The 15,110-nt window shown below is 67.3% G+C and carries 16 protein-coding genes; 10 read left to right on the top strand and 6 right to left on the bottom strand.

What is annotated here, in order from left to right; all coding sequences use genetic code 11:
* The first annotated feature begins 16 nt into the window (after positions 1–16).
* From N7E59_RS05115 to N7E59_RS05075, 9 genes are all read left to right on the top strand, one after another.
* Complete coding sequence (locus tag N7E59_RS05115; RefSeq protein ID WP_261623840.1) at positions 17–340, top strand: YhdT family protein; 324 nt, start codon at positions 17–19, stop codon at positions 338–340.
* Positions 340–1,854, top strand: coding sequence for a sodium/pantothenate symporter (panF, locus tag N7E59_RS05110; RefSeq protein WP_261623839.1), 1,515 nt, complete (start codon positions 340–342; stop codon positions 1,852–1,854). The genes N7E59_RS05115 and panF overlap by 1 nt, the downstream gene beginning before the upstream one ends.
* A 233-nt stretch (positions 1,855–2,087) precedes the next feature.
* Complete coding sequence (locus tag N7E59_RS05105; RefSeq protein WP_261623838.1) at positions 2,088–3,260, top strand: NAD(P)-dependent malic enzyme; 1,173 nt, start codon at positions 2,088–2,090, stop codon at positions 3,258–3,260.
* Positions 3,261–3,379: 119 nt separating this feature from the next.
* A complete protein-coding gene (locus tag N7E59_RS05100; RefSeq protein ID WP_261623837.1) occupies positions 3,380–5,152 on the top strand; it encodes a bifunctional sugar phosphate isomerase/epimerase/4-hydroxyphenylpyruvate dioxygenase family protein in 1,773 nt (590 codons plus the stop codon).
* Positions 5,153–5,286: 134 nt separating this feature from the next.
* The gene (locus N7E59_RS05095) at positions 5,287–5,826 is read left to right on the top strand and encodes a TRAP transporter small permease (RefSeq protein ID WP_261623836.1); all 540 of its coding nucleotides are present in this window, start codon (positions 5,287–5,289) and stop codon (positions 5,824–5,826) included.
* Entirely contained in the window at positions 5,823–7,097 is a 1,275-nt protein-coding gene (locus N7E59_RS05090) for a TRAP transporter large permease (RefSeq protein WP_261623835.1), read from the top strand. The genes N7E59_RS05095 and N7E59_RS05090 overlap by 4 nt, the downstream gene beginning before the upstream one ends.
* Positions 7,094–8,014, top strand: coding sequence for a shikimate dehydrogenase (locus N7E59_RS05085; RefSeq protein ID WP_261623834.1), 921 nt, complete (start codon positions 7,094–7,096; stop codon positions 8,012–8,014). The genes N7E59_RS05090 and N7E59_RS05085 overlap by 4 nt, the downstream gene beginning before the upstream one ends.
* A gap of 15 nt (positions 8,015–8,029) precedes the next feature.
* The gene (locus tag N7E59_RS05080) at positions 8,030–9,061 is read left to right on the top strand and encodes a DctP family TRAP transporter solute-binding subunit (protein ID WP_261623833.1); all 1,032 of its coding nucleotides are present in this window, start codon (positions 8,030–8,032) and stop codon (positions 9,059–9,061) included.
* A gap of 114 nt (positions 9,062–9,175) precedes the next feature.
* On the top strand, positions 9,176–9,811 hold the full coding sequence (locus N7E59_RS05075) for a TetR/AcrR family transcriptional regulator (protein ID WP_261623832.1): 636 nt from the start codon (positions 9,176–9,178) through the stop codon (positions 9,809–9,811).
* Here the strand turns inward: N7E59_RS05075 and N7E59_RS05070 are convergent, their stop codons facing one another.
* From N7E59_RS05070 to N7E59_RS05045, 6 genes are all read right to left on the bottom strand, one after another.
* Complete coding sequence (locus N7E59_RS05070) at positions 9,812–10,666, bottom strand: IclR family transcriptional regulator domain-containing protein (protein ID WP_261623831.1); 855 nt, start codon at positions 10,664–10,666, stop codon at positions 9,812–9,814. It lies immediately after the preceding gene.
* Positions 10,667–10,701: 35 nt separating this feature from the next.
* Entirely contained in the window at positions 10,702–11,379 is a 678-nt protein-coding gene (locus tag N7E59_RS05065; protein WP_261623830.1) for a CoA-transferase, read from the bottom strand.
* 11 nt (positions 11,380–11,390) lie between these two features.
* Positions 11,391–12,071 carry a 3-oxoacid CoA-transferase subunit A gene (locus N7E59_RS05060; protein WP_261623829.1) on the bottom strand — a complete coding sequence of 227 codons (681 nt, stop codon included), beginning with the start codon at positions 12,069–12,071 and terminating at the stop codon, positions 11,391–11,393.
* Positions 12,072–12,095: 24 nt separating this feature from the next.
* Positions 12,096–13,286, bottom strand: a complete 1,191-nt coding sequence (locus N7E59_RS05055; RefSeq protein WP_261623828.1) for a thiolase family protein — start codon at positions 13,284–13,286, stop codon at positions 12,096–12,098.
* A 165-nt stretch (positions 13,287–13,451) separates the two neighbouring features.
* Positions 13,452–13,898 carry a PTS sugar transporter subunit IIA gene (locus tag N7E59_RS05050; protein WP_261623827.1) on the bottom strand — a complete coding sequence of 149 codons (447 nt, stop codon included), beginning with the start codon at positions 13,896–13,898 and terminating at the stop codon, positions 13,452–13,454.
* Positions 13,898–14,128 (bottom strand): PTS glucose/sucrose transporter subunit IIB, encoded by a 231-nt coding sequence (locus tag N7E59_RS05045; protein ID WP_261623826.1) that lies wholly within the window; start codon positions 14,126–14,128, stop codon positions 13,898–13,900. The genes N7E59_RS05050 and N7E59_RS05045 overlap by 1 nt, the downstream gene beginning before the upstream one ends.
* Before the next feature lie 212 nt (positions 14,129–14,340).
* On the opposite strand from N7E59_RS05045, the gene N7E59_RS05040 reads away from it, so the two are divergent.
* A complete protein-coding gene (locus N7E59_RS05040; RefSeq protein WP_261623825.1) occupies positions 14,341–15,108 on the top strand; it encodes a GntR family transcriptional regulator in 768 nt (255 codons plus the stop codon).
* Positions 15,109–15,110: the final 2 nt, after the last annotated feature.

The following is a 15,110-nucleotide window of genomic DNA, read 5'->3' as shown; positions in this document are numbered from 1 at the left end:
ACCGAGAGGCACCGTGATGAGCAGACATGAGACCGAAGACTTCGAGCATGACCCCCGCTATCGGGTCTCTCTGCGGGAGACCTGGCTGTGCCTGATCTACTGGGCGCTCTTCACAGGGATCGCGATGGTGATCGCGTGGGGCCTCGGCGCCGGCGTCGACGGGGCGGAGCAGGACTTCGTCATGGGCTTCCCCGCCTGGTTCTTCTGGAGCGGCATCGCATTCGTCGGTGTGGCCAGCTTCATCGCGCCCTACCTGATGGTGAAGTTCCTCTTCCGAGAGATCAGCCTCGAGCCCGACGACGACGGCCTGGTCCGGACCGACCGGGAGGGTGATCTCTGATGCGCTGGGACATCGCGGCTCCGATCATCATCCTGCTGGCCCTGATGATCCCGATCGCCCTCTACTCGCTGAGGCGGACGAAGCAGCAGGCCTCCGCCTCGGGCGGCTACTACATCGGAGGACGCTCCCTCGGCCCGATCATCCTGATCTTCACCGTCATCGCCTCCGCGGCGAGCTCGGGGACATTCCTCGGCGCCCCCGGGCTGGCCTTCGCCGAAGGCTACGGGTGGATCTGGGGCGCACTGATGCAGGTCCCGGCGGCGATCCTCGCGCTCGGGCTGGTCGGCAAGAAGTTCGCCATCGTCGGCCGCAAGCTGAACCTCATCACGTTCACCGACTTCTTCAAGGCACGCTACGAATCACGGGCCGTCACCCTGGTGACGGCCATCTGCATGGTCGTCTTCCTGGTGGCCTACATGGTGGCGCAGTTCGTCGGCGGGGCCCGTGTCCTGGAGGCCATCACGGGTGTGCCGTTCTGGATCCTGGTGATCGTCTTCGCACTGATCGTCGCCCTGTACACCTCGATCGGCGGGTTCCTCGCCGCCGCCTTCACGGACGCGGCCCAGGGCATCATCATGCTGCTGGGCGGAGTCGTGCTGTGGATCCTCGTGCTCACCACGGTGGGCGGATTCGCGGGCATAGAGCGCGAGACCCGGACGGTCGACCCGGAGCTGCTGGTGCTCCCGGGGGCCAGCGGGTTCGACCTGCCGATGATGTTCTCCTACGCGGTCATGTTCGGCTTCCTGCTGGCCTGCCTGCCGCACGTCGTCGTCCGTGCGATGTCCTACCGGGACTCGAAGAGCCTGCACCGGGCGCTGTACATCGGCCCGGCGATCTTCATGCTCTTCACCCTCGGCTTCGGCGCGATGGGTGTGGTGGGCAAGGCGCTGTACCCGGAGGCCCCGGTGGCGGACCTCGTCATACCCCACATGATCATCGAACAGCTCCCCGGACCGCTGGCGGGTGCCGTCCTCGCAGCGCCCCTGGCGGCCGTGATGTCCACCGTGGACTCGATGATCCTGGTCGTCTCCGGCGCCATCGTGCGGGACCTGTGGAAGGAGTTCATCAAGCCGGAGATGACCGACAGGCAGGAGTACCGCGCGGGGACGCTCGTCAGTCTCGGGATCGGTGTCATCGTGCTGCTGCTGTCGCTGCAGCCGCCTGACTTCCTGCAGTTCATCATCAACTTCGCCATCGGGGGACTCGAGGCCGGGCTCTTCGTGCCCCTGATCCTGGGGCTCTACTGGAAGCGCGGCAATGCCCTGGGAGCGCTGCTGTCGATCTCCGGAGGGATGATCTACTACCTGCTGGCGTCCGAGTTCTTCGAGGCCCTGGCGTTCGGCATGATGCCTGTCCTGCCGGCGGCGGTGTTCGCGTTGGGGATGTATCTGCTCGGCAGCTGTGTCGGACGTCCCCCGAGCCACCAGGTCCTGGTGAAGTTCTGGGGGACTCAGCGGGCCATCGAGCGGGAGCTCGGATACGACCCCGGCGATGCGGGGGTCCGCCGGGTCTGAGGGGACGGGCCGAGGTCCTCGGACGTCCGAGCTTCTCATGTGCTGAGACGTCGGGGCGGAACTGTGGACTCTGGTCGACGGATCCCGCAGAGTGAGACTCTATCGGTCCGAACACCCCCTGGGCCCCTGCGACGGTGCGGCACCCGACGATCTCGGTCTGCGCGCAGCGTGCGGACGAGTCCGCGTGACACCGGCGATGACGCCGACGACACCTCACAGGAGCTGCAACAGAGATGAACATCGAGAACCCGAACGCCCCGATCACCGACGACGAGGTCTTCCGCGAACACGAGGGCGGCAAGCTCTCTGTGGAGAGCACACGTCCGCTGAACTCTCAGCGGGACCTGTCCATCGCGTACACCCCCGGCGTCGCGAAGGTCTCCCAGGCCATCGCCGAGGACCCCTCCCTGCACGCCAGCCACACGTGGACGGACCGGCTGGTGGTCGTCCTCTCCGACGGGTCCGCGGTGCTGGGGCTCGGTGACATCGGGCCGGCCGCCTCCCTTCCGGTCATGGAGGGCAAGTCCGTCCTCTTCCGCGAGTTCGGGGGGCTGAACTCCATTCCGCTGGTCATCAGCACCCGGGACATCGACGAGATCGTCGAGACCATGGTGCGGCTGCGCCCCTCCTTCGGGGCGGTGAACCTCGAGGACGTCGCCGCTCCCCGCTGCTTCGAGCTCGAGGCCAAGCTGAAGGAGGCGCTCGACTGCCCCGTCATGCACGACGACCAGCACGGAACCGCCGTCGTCGTGCTCGGCGCACTGATCAACGCCGCGCGGCTGACCGGCCGTGAGCTGTCCGGGCTCCGCGTGGTGATCGCCGGGGCCGGCGCCGCCGGCATCGCGGTGACCGAGATCCTCGAACAGTCCGGGGTCACCGACATCGTCATCACCGACTCGAAGGGTGTCATCCACTCCGGACGCGACGACCTCTCCGGCGTGAAGGCCGAGGTGGCGCCGAGGACCAACCCGCGCGGAGTCACCGGTGGGATCGCCGATGCGCTGGAGGGTGCCGACGTCTTCATCGGCGTCTCCTCGTCGAAGGTGCCGGAGGAGGCGATCGCGAAGATGGCCGCGGACTCGATCATCTTCGCGCTCTCCAATCCCGACCCGGAGGTCATGCCCGACGTCGCGGCGCGCCACGCCGCCGTGGTGGCCACCGGCCGGTCGGACTTCCCGAACCAGATCAACAACGTCCTGGCCTTCCCCGGGATCTTCCGCGGCGCCCTGGACGCGGGCGCTCGGGAGATCTCCGCAGAGATGAAGGTGGCGGCCGCCGAGGCGATCGCCGACGTGGTGGGCACTGCGGCCGAGGTCGACTACATCGTCCCCTCACCGCTGGACCCCCGCGTCGCCGAGACGGTGGCTGACGCGGTCAGGAGGACCGCGCAGGCGCAGGAGGCCTGAGGGGCGTCAGAGCCGAGGACTTTCGACGAGGGGCGATGATCCGAGAGGATCGTCGCCCCTCGTCCGTGGGTGCCCGATGAACCCTCTGCAATGAACGGAAAGTTTGGTACATTCCGGCTATGAGGACTTCGATCGCCACCGTCTGCCTGTCAGGAAGTCTCACCGAGAAGCTCCGAGCCTGTGCCGAAGCAGGGTTCGACGGTGTCGAGATCATGGACGCGGACCTGACGGTGGCGTACGAGTCGCCGGAGGAGATCCGAGAGCTGTGCCGTCGGCTTGGTCTGACGATCGACATGTTCCAACCGTTCAGGGACGTCGAAGGCGTCGAGGAGTCGCTGTTCTCGGACACACTTCGGCGGGCAGAGGTCAAGTTCGAAGTCATGCGGAGGCTCGGCGCGGATCTCGTCCTGGTGTGCAGCAACGTGGCGTCGGCGACGATCCCGGATGACGAGGTCGCGGCCGATCAGCTGGGCCGGTTGGCGGATCTGGCCGCCGACTACGGCATCCGCGTCGCCTACGAAGCCCTCGCATGGGGGCGATTCGTCGATGACTACCGACACGCATGGCGACTGGTGGAGATGGCGGACCGACCCAACCTCGGCACCTGCCTCGACAGCTTCCACATACTGTCCCGGGGCCACGATCCCTCTGCCGTCGAGGAGATCGACGGCGACCGGATCTTCTTCCTGCAGCTGGCCGATGCCCCGCAGCTGGACATGGACGTCCTGTCTTGGAGCCGACATCACCGCCTGTTCCCCGGTGAGGGGGACTTCGACCTGACCGGATTCCTCGCACACGTATGGAGGGCCGGGTACCGGGGTCCTCTTTCTCTGGAGGTCTTCAATGACGTATTCCGTCAGACCGACGTCGATCGGACGGCTTCGCACGCCCGCAGGTCGCTGTCTTGGCTCGCTGACAGGACGGCGGTCGCCAACGACTGGAGGGACGGTCGCCTGGCTGCCGTCCAGTCGCCTCGGGAGATCGACTTCGTCGAGGTCGCGGGGGACGAACTGGCCACGTTCGACTCGATGCTCGAGAAGCTCGGGTTCGCGTTCCGCGGTCGGCACCGGAGCAAGCAGGTCCGACTCTGGAGCTTCGGCGACTCGCGGATCATCCTCAATGAGGAGGTCCGAGCGCAGGAACCGAGACTCTCCGCCATCGGAATCCTGGTCGACGATGCGGAGGCGGCCGTCCGACGCAGCGCAGCTCTCGGGGCGCCGTCGGTCTTCCGCCGCACGTACTCCGGCGAGCAGGACCTTCAGGCGGTCAGCTCGCCTGACGGAACTGAGGTCTACTGGAACGACATCAGAGCCGAGGACGGCTGGGTCGGAGAGTTCGAGGGCGGGGTCGATTCGGTCTCCGTCGGGGGTCGAAGCGTGATCGACCACATCAATCTCTCCTACCCGTGGCAGGAGTTCTCCGAGGCGGTGCTCTTCTGCAACAGCGTCCTGGGCCTCTCGATGGATGATCCGGCCGACGTGCCCGGTCCTACCGGACTCGTGCGCAGCCAGGTCATGCGTGCCGAGGACAGCGCCATCCGCCTGCCGCTCAATATGGCACCACCGACGGCACCGCTTCCGGCGCGCCACATCGCCGTGGCATGCGACGACGTCGTCGGCCTGGCGCGGACCGCTCGGGACAGGGGCCTCGACTTCCTGCGCGTCCCCGACAACTACTACGACGACCTCGCGGCACGGTTCGCCCTCGATGAGGATCGATTGGCTGAGCTGCGTGAACTCGATCTGCTCTACGACCGCGTCGAGGGAGGCGAGTTCATCCACTTCTACACACCGACCGTCGGGGGAGTGTTCCTCGAGGTCGTCGAACGTCGGGGCGGCTACGAGGGCTACGGGGCCCCGAACGCTCCTGTGCGTCTCGCCGCCCAACGCTGATCCCCGTCACAACCGGGGCTCGACCTGGCACGAATGTCCGTCCTGCGGTGTGATTGACACCTAATGTAATAACCGGTACGTTCGTTCCAATCGATGTGGTGCAGACCACATTCGTACAGGAGCGAGGAGTATCCATGCCGACACAGCCTCGGTGGACGTTTCGGAGTGCGTCACGCCTGATCACACGCCTAGAGATCGGCGTCGGCGCCGTCCTGCTGCTCACCATCTTCATCCTGATGTTCGTCCAGGCCGCCCAACGTCACCTCCCGATGGACAGCCTCGCCTGGACCGGCGAGGTCTCACGGTTCTCCCTCGCCTGGCTGACCTTCCTGATGGCGGGCGTCCTCGTCACGGAACGTGGTCACATCACCTTGGAGGTCCTCGACACCGTCCCGAACCAACACGTCGTGCGGGGCGTACAGGCGTTCGCGCTGCTGGTCGTCGCGGCGACGGCAGGGTTGCTCGTCCATGAGGCCTGGAGCCTCGTCGAGACGCAGGGCATCTTGCGGTCTCCCGTCCTCGGGCTCCCGATGTCGTGGGTCTACGCTCCCCTGCTCGTGGGAATGGTGAGCACAGTGATCCGATCCGTGATCTCGGCGGTCGACATCGCCCTCCACGGGCCGGTCCTGCCCGAGATCAGCGATGAGAACGATCTGCAGGTGAGCCCGTCATGACACTCGCCCTGCTCGGCATCGCCATCGTGGTGCTCCTGATGCTCCGGGTGCCGGTCGCCTTCGCCTTCCTCGGCCCGTCGCTGGTCTACATGCTGGTGGACGGTCGTTCCGCGGGGATGGCCATGCGTCAGGTGGCAGAGGCCGCTCAGAGCTTTCCGCTCCTGGCTGTGCCGCTGTTCATCCTCCTGGGGTCTCTGGCCAACCATGCCGGTCTGGCGGACCGGATCTTCCGCTTTGCGCTCGCCCTCTTCGCCAGCATTCGGGGCAATCTCGGCTACGTCACGGTCGGGACGAGCGTCGGCTTCTCCTGGATGAGCGGCTCGGCCGTCGCAGACGCGGCGGCACTCGGGAAGGTTCAGATCCCGGCCATGCTGAAGAACGGCTACGACCGTCGATTCGCGACCGGCATCTCGGCGACCTCGTCACTGATCGCCCCGATCATGCCGCCCAGTATTCCGGCCGTGATCTACGCCGGACTGGCCGCCGCCTCGACGGGCGCGCTCTTCGCGGCGGCTGTCATCCCGGCGGTCCTGATCGCCCTGGGACTCTGCGTCGTCGTGTGGGTGCTGGTCCGTCGTCAGCCGAACATCCGTCGTGGCCGGTTCGACGTGCAGGAACTCCGAGCATCGACCAAGGGCGTCCTGCTTCCGATCCTGACTCCTGTGATCATCCTCGGTGGGATCCTGGCCGGGCTGTTCACGCCTACCGAGGCCGCGGCCGTCTCGGTCGTCTACGTCATCCTGATCTCGCTCATCCAGCGTTCCCTGTCGTGGCGCGGGTTCATCACGGCTCTCCGCGAGACGGTGCTGACCACAGGCGCGATCATGATCATCGTGGCCTCGGCAGCCCTGCTCGGATACATCCTGGCGCGTGAACGGCTGCCGCAGATGCTGACTGAGCTGCTCTTCGAGATCACGGAGAACCCGGTCGTGTTCCTGCTCCTCATCGCCGGGCTCATGCTGATCCTGGGCACTGTGATCGATTCGACGGCGATCCTCGTCCTGGTGGTGCCGATCCTGCTTCCGATCGCCCTGGAGTACGGCATCGACCCCATCAATCTCGGAGTCGTGCTCATCCTGTCGCTGATGATCGGCCTGCTGACACCGCCCGTCGGCACGGTCCTGTTCATGACGGCGGCAGTGTCGAATACGAGGGTCGGTGAGGTGTTCCGGGGCATCCTCCCCTTCCTGATACCGGCGATCGTCGTGACGCTGCTCGCGATCCTCCTGCCGGATCTGATCCTCTTCCTGCCGGGGGTGCTCGGCCTGTGAACGCGGCGACCCCCCGACGACGGCACCGGTCGTACCTGATCGGACTCATCGGCCACGGCGTCTGGCCGTCGCTGACTCCTCCGATGCATGAGCACGAGGGCCGGCGGCACGGGATGAACTATGTGTATCGGCCGGTGGAGTTCAACCTGTCCGACCTGTCCGACGGATCCCCGGAACGACTGCGAGCGCTCCTGGAGTGGGCCCAGACGCTCGGATTCGACGGCCTCAACATCACCCATCCCCTGAAGCAGACCGTCCTGCCCCTGGTCGACGACCTGAGCGGCACAGCTCGCTCGATCGGAGCCGTCAACACCATCGTCTTCGACTCAGAGCGCGGTCTCATCGGGCACAACACGGATGTCACCGGATTCCGAGCATCTCTGGACGACGCTCTCGCAGCGGCCCCCTGTGGCCGTGTCGTCCTCGTCGGAGCCGGCGGGGCCGGATCTGCAGTCGCCCACGGCCTCGCAGGTCGAGGTGTCGAATCGCTGGTGATCGTGGACGTCGACGAGCGACGGGCCGAATGCCTCGTGGACGACATCCGGTGCGAGTACACGGTCGAGGTCTCATCGGCCCGACCGGACGATGTGGGGCGGCTCCTGGGACAGGCGGACGGAGTCGTGAACGCGACCCCCTTCGGCATGTCCCACCATCCTGGCACCCCGTTCGACACCGATGCGCTCACCGGCGACATGTGGGTCTCGGACATCGTGTATCGGCCCGTGGAGACTCAGCTGGTGAGGCGCGCACGGGCCCACGGCTGTCGGGTCATCGTCGGTCTGGGGATGGCGATGCACCAGGCCGCGGACGCCTTCGAGATATTCACCGGTGAAGCGGCCGACCGGAGCGCGATGCTCAGCGATCTGCGCAGTCTGATCGAGACGGAAGAAGCTCATACTCGGGTTCCCCGACCCTGAAGAAAGGAAATCACCATGTCCTCGCATCGAACCAGAATGACCGGACTGGCGGCGCTCGCGACCGCCCCTATGCTCGTCCTCGTGGGCTGCGGCGGAGGAGGTGAGGGGGACGGCGAAGGCGACGGCGACGGAGGCACGACGAGTCTGACGCTCGCACACAGCTACAACGACAATCAGCCGCAGGTCGAATGCGGCGTGGATCTGATCGAAGAGGAGGTCGCATCAGCGGATGTCGGCCTGGAGATCGAGAGCTACGGCTCCAGTCAGCTGGGAGGCGACAGCGACCGCATCGCCTCTGTGACCTCGGGAGACATCGACATCGACATCCAGGGCGCCTCAGCCTTGGGGTCGGTCCATGAGCCGGTCAGCATCTTCGACGCCGCCTACGTCTTCGACGACGCCGATCACCTCGAGGAGTTCATGGACAGTGACGACTCCGATCCGGTGATCGAGTCGTTCGCCGAGGAGACCGGCATCCACACCCTCGGCGTCTGGTCGGCCGGTGCACGTCACTTCACCGCTGATGAGGCGATCCGTTCTCCTGAGGACCTCTCCGGGCTGAGGATCCGCTTCCCCGGATCCCCGCAGTACCTGATGAACGCGGAGGCCCTCGGTGCGAACGCCACCGAGGTCGCCTATGAAGAGTTGTACCTGTCGCTGCAGCAGGGCGCCGTGGACGGCCAGGAGAACCCGATCACGAACATCGAGTCGGAGAGCCTCAACGAGGTGCAGGACTATCTCAGCCTCTCCTCCCATCAGCTCAACACGAACCTCGTGATCATCGGCTCCGTGTGGGATGAGCTGGACGAGGAGCAGCAGGAGGTTCTGACCTCAGCGGTCGAGAATGCTGTGACGGAGGTGACTGAATGCGTGGCCGACGAGGAGGAGGAGGTCCTCGACGAGTGGCGCGACGGCGGCGAATGGGAAGTCGTGGACGACGTCGACGTCGAGGCGTTCCAGGACCAGGCGCTCGAGCACTTCGAGGAGAACCTCGAGGGCGAGTCCCGCGAGGTGTTCGACGCGATCCGCGGCACTGCCGATCAGTGACGGGTCAGCGGCACGGGGTCAGGAGCCGGTTCGGCGGTTCCTGACCCCGGTCCGTCGTCCGGGCGGTCCTCGGCTGAGCCACTCCGACGGATGATGTTCAGTAAGGTGACACTCATGAACGGACAGATCATTCGTCAGCGTGACGCCGAGAGGACCAGGTCGGAGTTGCTGTCGGTGGCGACGGAGGTGTTCGCCGACTCCGGCTACTCAGGGGCCAGGATCGACGAGATCGCTCGTCGCACCAGGACGACGAAGCGGATGATCTACTACTACTTCGGCGGCAAGGAGCAGCTGTATCTCGCCGTCCTCGAAGCGGCCTATCGGGGCATCCGTCAGGCTGAGCGAGAGCTGCGGATCGACGAGCTCAACCCCACAGATGCCCTGCGTCAGCTCACGGAGCTCACCTTCGAGCATCACCGGGAGAACGGTGACTTCATCCGCCTGGTCGCCATCGAGAACATCCATCGCGGGAACTTCATCCGACAGATCGAATCACTCAGGGATCTGAACCAGCCCGCGCTCAACCTGCTCGACGAGATCCTCGATCGCGGACGTCAGCAGGGATGCTTCCGCGACGACGTCGATGCCCTCGACGTGCATCTCCTCATCAGCTCCTACTGCGTCTTCCAGGTGGCCAACACCTATACGTTCGGCTACCTCTTCGGGCGTGATCTCCAGGACGAGGCGAACCGGTCCCGTCTGCGCCGCATGATCGGCGACGTGGTGGTGTCCTGGCTGACGGATCACTGACTACGCGTTCCGGATCGACCCTGACGCCCTCGCGGTGTGCCGGGTGAGCGCGCCCGTGCCGCGCTCCCACGCCCGGACCGACAGTTCGGCCCTCTCTGCGCACTCCCGCAGGGGGTCCAGGACGCGGGACAGAGACTCTTCCGCGGACTCCAGCCCCGCGGAGACGGAGACGTTCATGGCGGCGACGACCCCGTGGTCGGGGTGGCGCACGGGCACGGCCACCGAGCGGAGGCCGGCCTCGAGCTCCTGATCGACCATGGCGAAGCCCGCCCGGCGAGCCTCGGTGACGAGGGCGATGAGCTCGTCGACGTCGGTCACCGTCGTGGGGGTCAGCTGAGGCCGATGCCATCCGGCGAGGGTGCTGCGCAGCTCCTCGTATCCGAGGTCGCCCAGCAGGATCCTCCCCATCGACGTCGCGAAGGCAGGAAGGCGCGTGCCGACGTCGAGGTCCATCCGCATGATCCGGCGGGTGTGCACGCGGGCGATGTAGATGATCTCCGTACCCGCCAGGACGGAGGCGGAGGAGGACTCGTCCACCGTTCGGGCCAGGGTCTGCAGGGCCGGCTGCAGGACGTCGCGCAGCCCGCCGCCCGCAGAGAAGCCCATGCCGAGGTTGAGGACCTGGGGAGTCAGCGAGAAGTCCCGGCCGTCCGTGGTCGCATAGCCCTGATGGACCAACGTGTGCAGCATCCGCCGCGACGAGGCTCGGGACAGCCCGGTGCGGCGGGCCACCTCGGACAACGTCATCCTCGGCTCTCCGGCGGCGAACGCCTCCAGGATCTTCAGCCCGTTGGCCAATGAACGGACGAAGTCCTCCTTGCGCGGGGCGTCAGCCTCGGTGTTCTCCTCTGTCACGCTCACGACACTATCGGGCGGGGGCGGGATCCCCCTCAGACCGCGGACCCGGTGCCGTCGACGACCTCGACGTCCAGCCTCTCGGCGATCTCCTCGGGAGTCAGCCCGTAGGCCTCACGGAGGGTCACCACCGGTGCGCCCTCCTCGTCGCTGGAGAGCAGGAACACGCCGTGGTCGGAGTAGACCCTGGTCACGCAGCCCAGACCGGTGGCCGGGTAGGTCAGCGTCGGGACGATCTTCGGGCTGCCGTCCTTGGCGAACAGCGACATCATGACGAAGACGTCCTTGGCGCCGATGGCCAGATCCATGGCCCCGCCGACTGCGGGAATCGCATCCGGAGCGCCGGTCGACCAGTTGGCCAGGTCCCCGGCCGCCGAGACCTGGAAAGCACCGAGGACACAGACGTCCAGGTGGCCGCCGCGCATCATGGCGAACGAGTCGGCGTGGTGGAAGTAGCTGGTCCCGAAGGTCTCGGTGACCGGGATCTTGCCGGCGTTGATCAGGTCCTCGTCGATGTCCTCGCCGTGGGCCTGCGGACCCATGCCCAGCATGCCGTTCTCGGTGTGCAGGGTGACGCCCTGCTCCGGGTCGAGGAAGTCCGAGACCTTGGTCGGCTGGCCGATGCCCAGGTTCACGTAGGACCCGGGGGCGATGTCGGCGGCGACCTTTTCGGCGAGCTGTTCGCGGCTCAGCGTTGACGTGTCGGTGCTCATCTGGTGCTCCTTCAGGCGCTGCGGCCGGTCGCGTCGGGCAGGACGGTGACGGTGTCCACGTAGATTCCGGGGGTGACCACGTGCTCCGGGTCGATCCCTCCGGCCTCGACCAGCTCGTCCACCTGGACGACGGTCGTGGAGGCGGCGGCGGCCATGACGGGACCGAAGTTCCTGGCCGTCTTGCGGTAGACGAGGTTGCCGACGGTGTCCGCCTTCAGCGCCTTGATCAGGGCGACGTCGCCGCGCAGCGGGTGCTCCAGCACGTAGTTCCGACCGTCGATCTCCCGGGTCTCCTTGCCCTCGGCCAGCTCGGTGCCGTACCCGGTGGGTGTGAAGAAGGCGCCGATGCCCGCACCGGCGGCGCGCAGGCGCTCCGCCAGGTTCCCCTGGGGCACGAGCTCGAGTTCGATCTCACCTGCCCGGTAGGCCTCGTCGAAGTGCCAGGAGTCGGACTGTCGCGGGAACGAGCAGATGATGCGTCGGACGCGGCGTTCGCGGATGAGCAGCGCCAGCCCGGCGTCGCCCTGGCCGGCGTTGTTGTTCACCACGGTCAGGTCCGTGGCGCCGCACTCCAGCAGCGCGTCGATCAGCTCCATGGGCTGTCCGGCGTTGCCGAAGCCGCCCATCAGGATGGTGGAGCCGTCCGTCACCGAGCTCACGGCTTCGGCGGCGTTCTCTGCGATCGTGGTCATCGGTGCCTCTCTGCCCTACGGCGTTCAGTGGGTCTCGGTGTTCTCGAGGACGACGGCCAGCCCCTGGCCGACGCCGATGCACAGGGCCGCCACGCCCCATCGTGCTCCGGCTGCCCGCAGACGCGCGGCCAGGGTGCCGATCAGGCGTGTGCCCGAGGCGCCGAGCGGGTGGCCGAGTGCGACGGCGCCGCCCCAGGCGTTGACGATGTCCGGGTCCACGCCCCAGGCGTCGGTGCAGGCCAGCGCCTGGGCGGCGAAGGCCTCGTTGAGCTCGATCGCGCCGACGTCGTCCCAGGAGATGCCGGCCCGGCGCAGGGCCCGGTCGGCGGCCTCCACCGGGGCGAAGCCGAAGTATTGAGGTTCGTTCGCCGCGGCGCCCCAGCCCGCGACGCGGGCCGTCGGGCTCCGTCCGATGACCTGGGCGGCGGCCGCCGAGCCCAACAGCGCCGCCGAGGCGCCGTCGTTCATCGAGGAGGCGTTGCCGGCGGTGACCGTGCCGTCCTCCCGACGGAAGACGGTGCGGAGCCCGCCGAGCCTCTCTGCGGTGACGCCGTCTCGGACGGTCTCGTCACGCGGCAGCTCCGCGTCCGGGTACTGGGTGATCAGGTCGTCGTAGCGGCCGGCTTCCCAGGCCTCCACCGCCAGAGCGTGGGATCGTGCGGCGAACTCGTCCTGCCGGTCACGGCCGATGCTGTACTTCTCCCGCAGCTGCTCGGTGGCCTCGCCCAGGGAGACGGTCCATTCGGCGGGCATGCGTTCGTTGATCAGCCGCCAGCCCAGGGTCGTGTTGGAGAGCTCGAGGTTCTGCATGGGGAAGGGTCGCTCGGTCTTGGGGAGGACCCAGGGCGCGCGGGACATCGACTCCACACCTCCCACGACCATGACGTCGGCGTCCCCGAGGGCGATCTGCCGCGCAGCCATGATCGTCGCATCCAGCGACGAACCGCACAGCCGGTTCACCGTGGTGCCGGGGACCGAGACGGGAAGGCCCGCCAGCAGCCAGGCCATCCGTGCGACGTTTCGGTTCTCTTCGCCCGCACCGTTGGCATTGCCGAGGACGACCTCGTCGACGGCGGCGGGGTCGAGCGCGGAGGAGCGTTCCAGGGTGGCCGCGATGACATGGGCGGCGAGATCGTCCGGTCGCACCCCGGACAGGCCTCCGCCCAATCTGCCGAAGGGGGTGCGGACGGCGTCGTAGACGAACGTCTCCTGCATCCCTGACCTCCTCGTGTTCGGTGGGCGAACAAGTGTGCGTTCTCAGTACATCGTACTCGTCTACGGCCATCCGGTGAAGGTGTTCATGCCCACAGCCTGCGCTTACCCCGTCCGGATGATCGGAGGGTCGCGGAGGAGGAGTCGGTCAGTTGGGGGAGGACTCGGTCAGTCGCGGGCGACGAAGAGCGTGGCCCCGGAGGAGACCTCGCCCCGAGCCTCTTCGGCGATCCGGTCCTCCGTGGCCTCCAGTGCGACGACCGGGACGATCGCGGAGAGTCCGGCCTCCCGCACGACCGCCGGGTCCCATCCGATGATCGGCGCCCCGGCCTCGACGACCTCGCCCTCGCTGCGGAGCACGGTGAAGCCCTCGCCCCGACGGGAGACCGTATCGATGCCCAGATGGACGAGGACCGCCAGCCGCGACTCGCCGATGACGACGAACGCGTGCGGGTGGACCTTCAGCAGCCGTCCGGCGATGGGCGCGACCGCCTCCTGCGGCCCGTCCTGCGGCTCGACCGCGGCGCCCGGACCCACCAGGCCGCCGGCGAAGACGGGATCGGGCACGGTCTCCAGCGCGTGGACCTGGCCGGTGCAGGGAGAGAGGACATCCATCAGCGCAGGTCTTCGATGTCCTCGGCCAGGGTGTCGGCCTCGGGTCCGACGATGACCTGGATGACGGTCCCGGAGGCCATGACGCCGTGGGCCCCCGCCTTCTTCAGCGCCTGCTGGTCGACGAGATCCGCGTCCTCGACCTCGGTGCGCAGTCGGGTGATGCACGGCTCGATCTCCACGATGTTGTCCGCACCGCCGAGTCCGGCCAGGATCGCCTCCGCCTTGCTCATGATGTGCTCCTCAGATGTCGGTGATGGCTTCAGTGTAGGCAGGTCCGACGTCGCTCGACATCGGATCGACCCGCACCGCCGCGCAGCGACGCCGCATCGACATCGCGCGAGGTCCTTGACAGCGACTGTGACGAGAGCCATAGTCAACTGGTACGTACCGGACCGTATCAGAGGCTCTGAGGGGAGCCGCGGTGAGAGGGGTGAGGCCGACCATGGATGTCACCCTGCCCATCACCGACGGGCCCCGTCCCAAGCACGAACAGTGTCGCGAGGCCCTCGCCCGACACATCCGCGACCACCTCGCCCCGGGCTCGCCGATCCCTTCGGAACGGTCCCTCCAGCAGAACTTCGGAGTGTCGCGGGCGACGGTCCGGCGCGCGGTGGAGCAGCTCATCACCGACGGTCTGCTGACCCGAGTCCCCGCCAAGGGGACATACGTCGCCCAGCCGCGGCTCGACTCGCGCCTGCACCTCGCCTCCTTCAGCCAGGACATGCGGCGGCGGGGCCACGTGCCGTCGACCGTCCTGCTCGAGGTGGCGCGGCGGGACGTGACGGGGACGGTCGCCGAGGCGCTGAAGCTGCGACCGGACCAGGAGGTCTGGCAGATCCGCCGGATCCGCCTCGCCGACGACGAGCCCGTCGCCGTCGAGGAGGGCTGGTACCCGGTCTCCCTGCTGCCTGACCTGGATCGTGAGGACCTCGGCGGCTCGCTGTATCGCGTGCTCGCAGAGCGGTACGGATACGTCATCGATGCCGCCGAGCAGACCGTCTGGGGTGAGATCTCCGATGCTCGCACCTCCGCACACCTCGGCGCCGAGACTCCGGTGCCGCTGCTCGTCTTCCGCCGGATCTCCCATGCCGCGGGAGTGCCGGTCGAGCATGTGGTCTCCCGCTATCGGGGAGACCGCTACGAAGTCCACATGTCTCTTCACGCCGGGGAGGTCCCGGCCGACCACGGATCGCCGTCTGAGAGGAACTGATC

The sequence above is a fragment of the Nesterenkonia marinintestina genome (assembly GCF_025420485.1).
GTDB classification, from domain to species: domain Bacteria; phylum Actinomycetota; class Actinomycetes; order Actinomycetales; family Micrococcaceae; genus Nesterenkonia; species Nesterenkonia marinintestina.
This window is presented reverse-complemented; position numbering and strand designations above follow the sequence as displayed.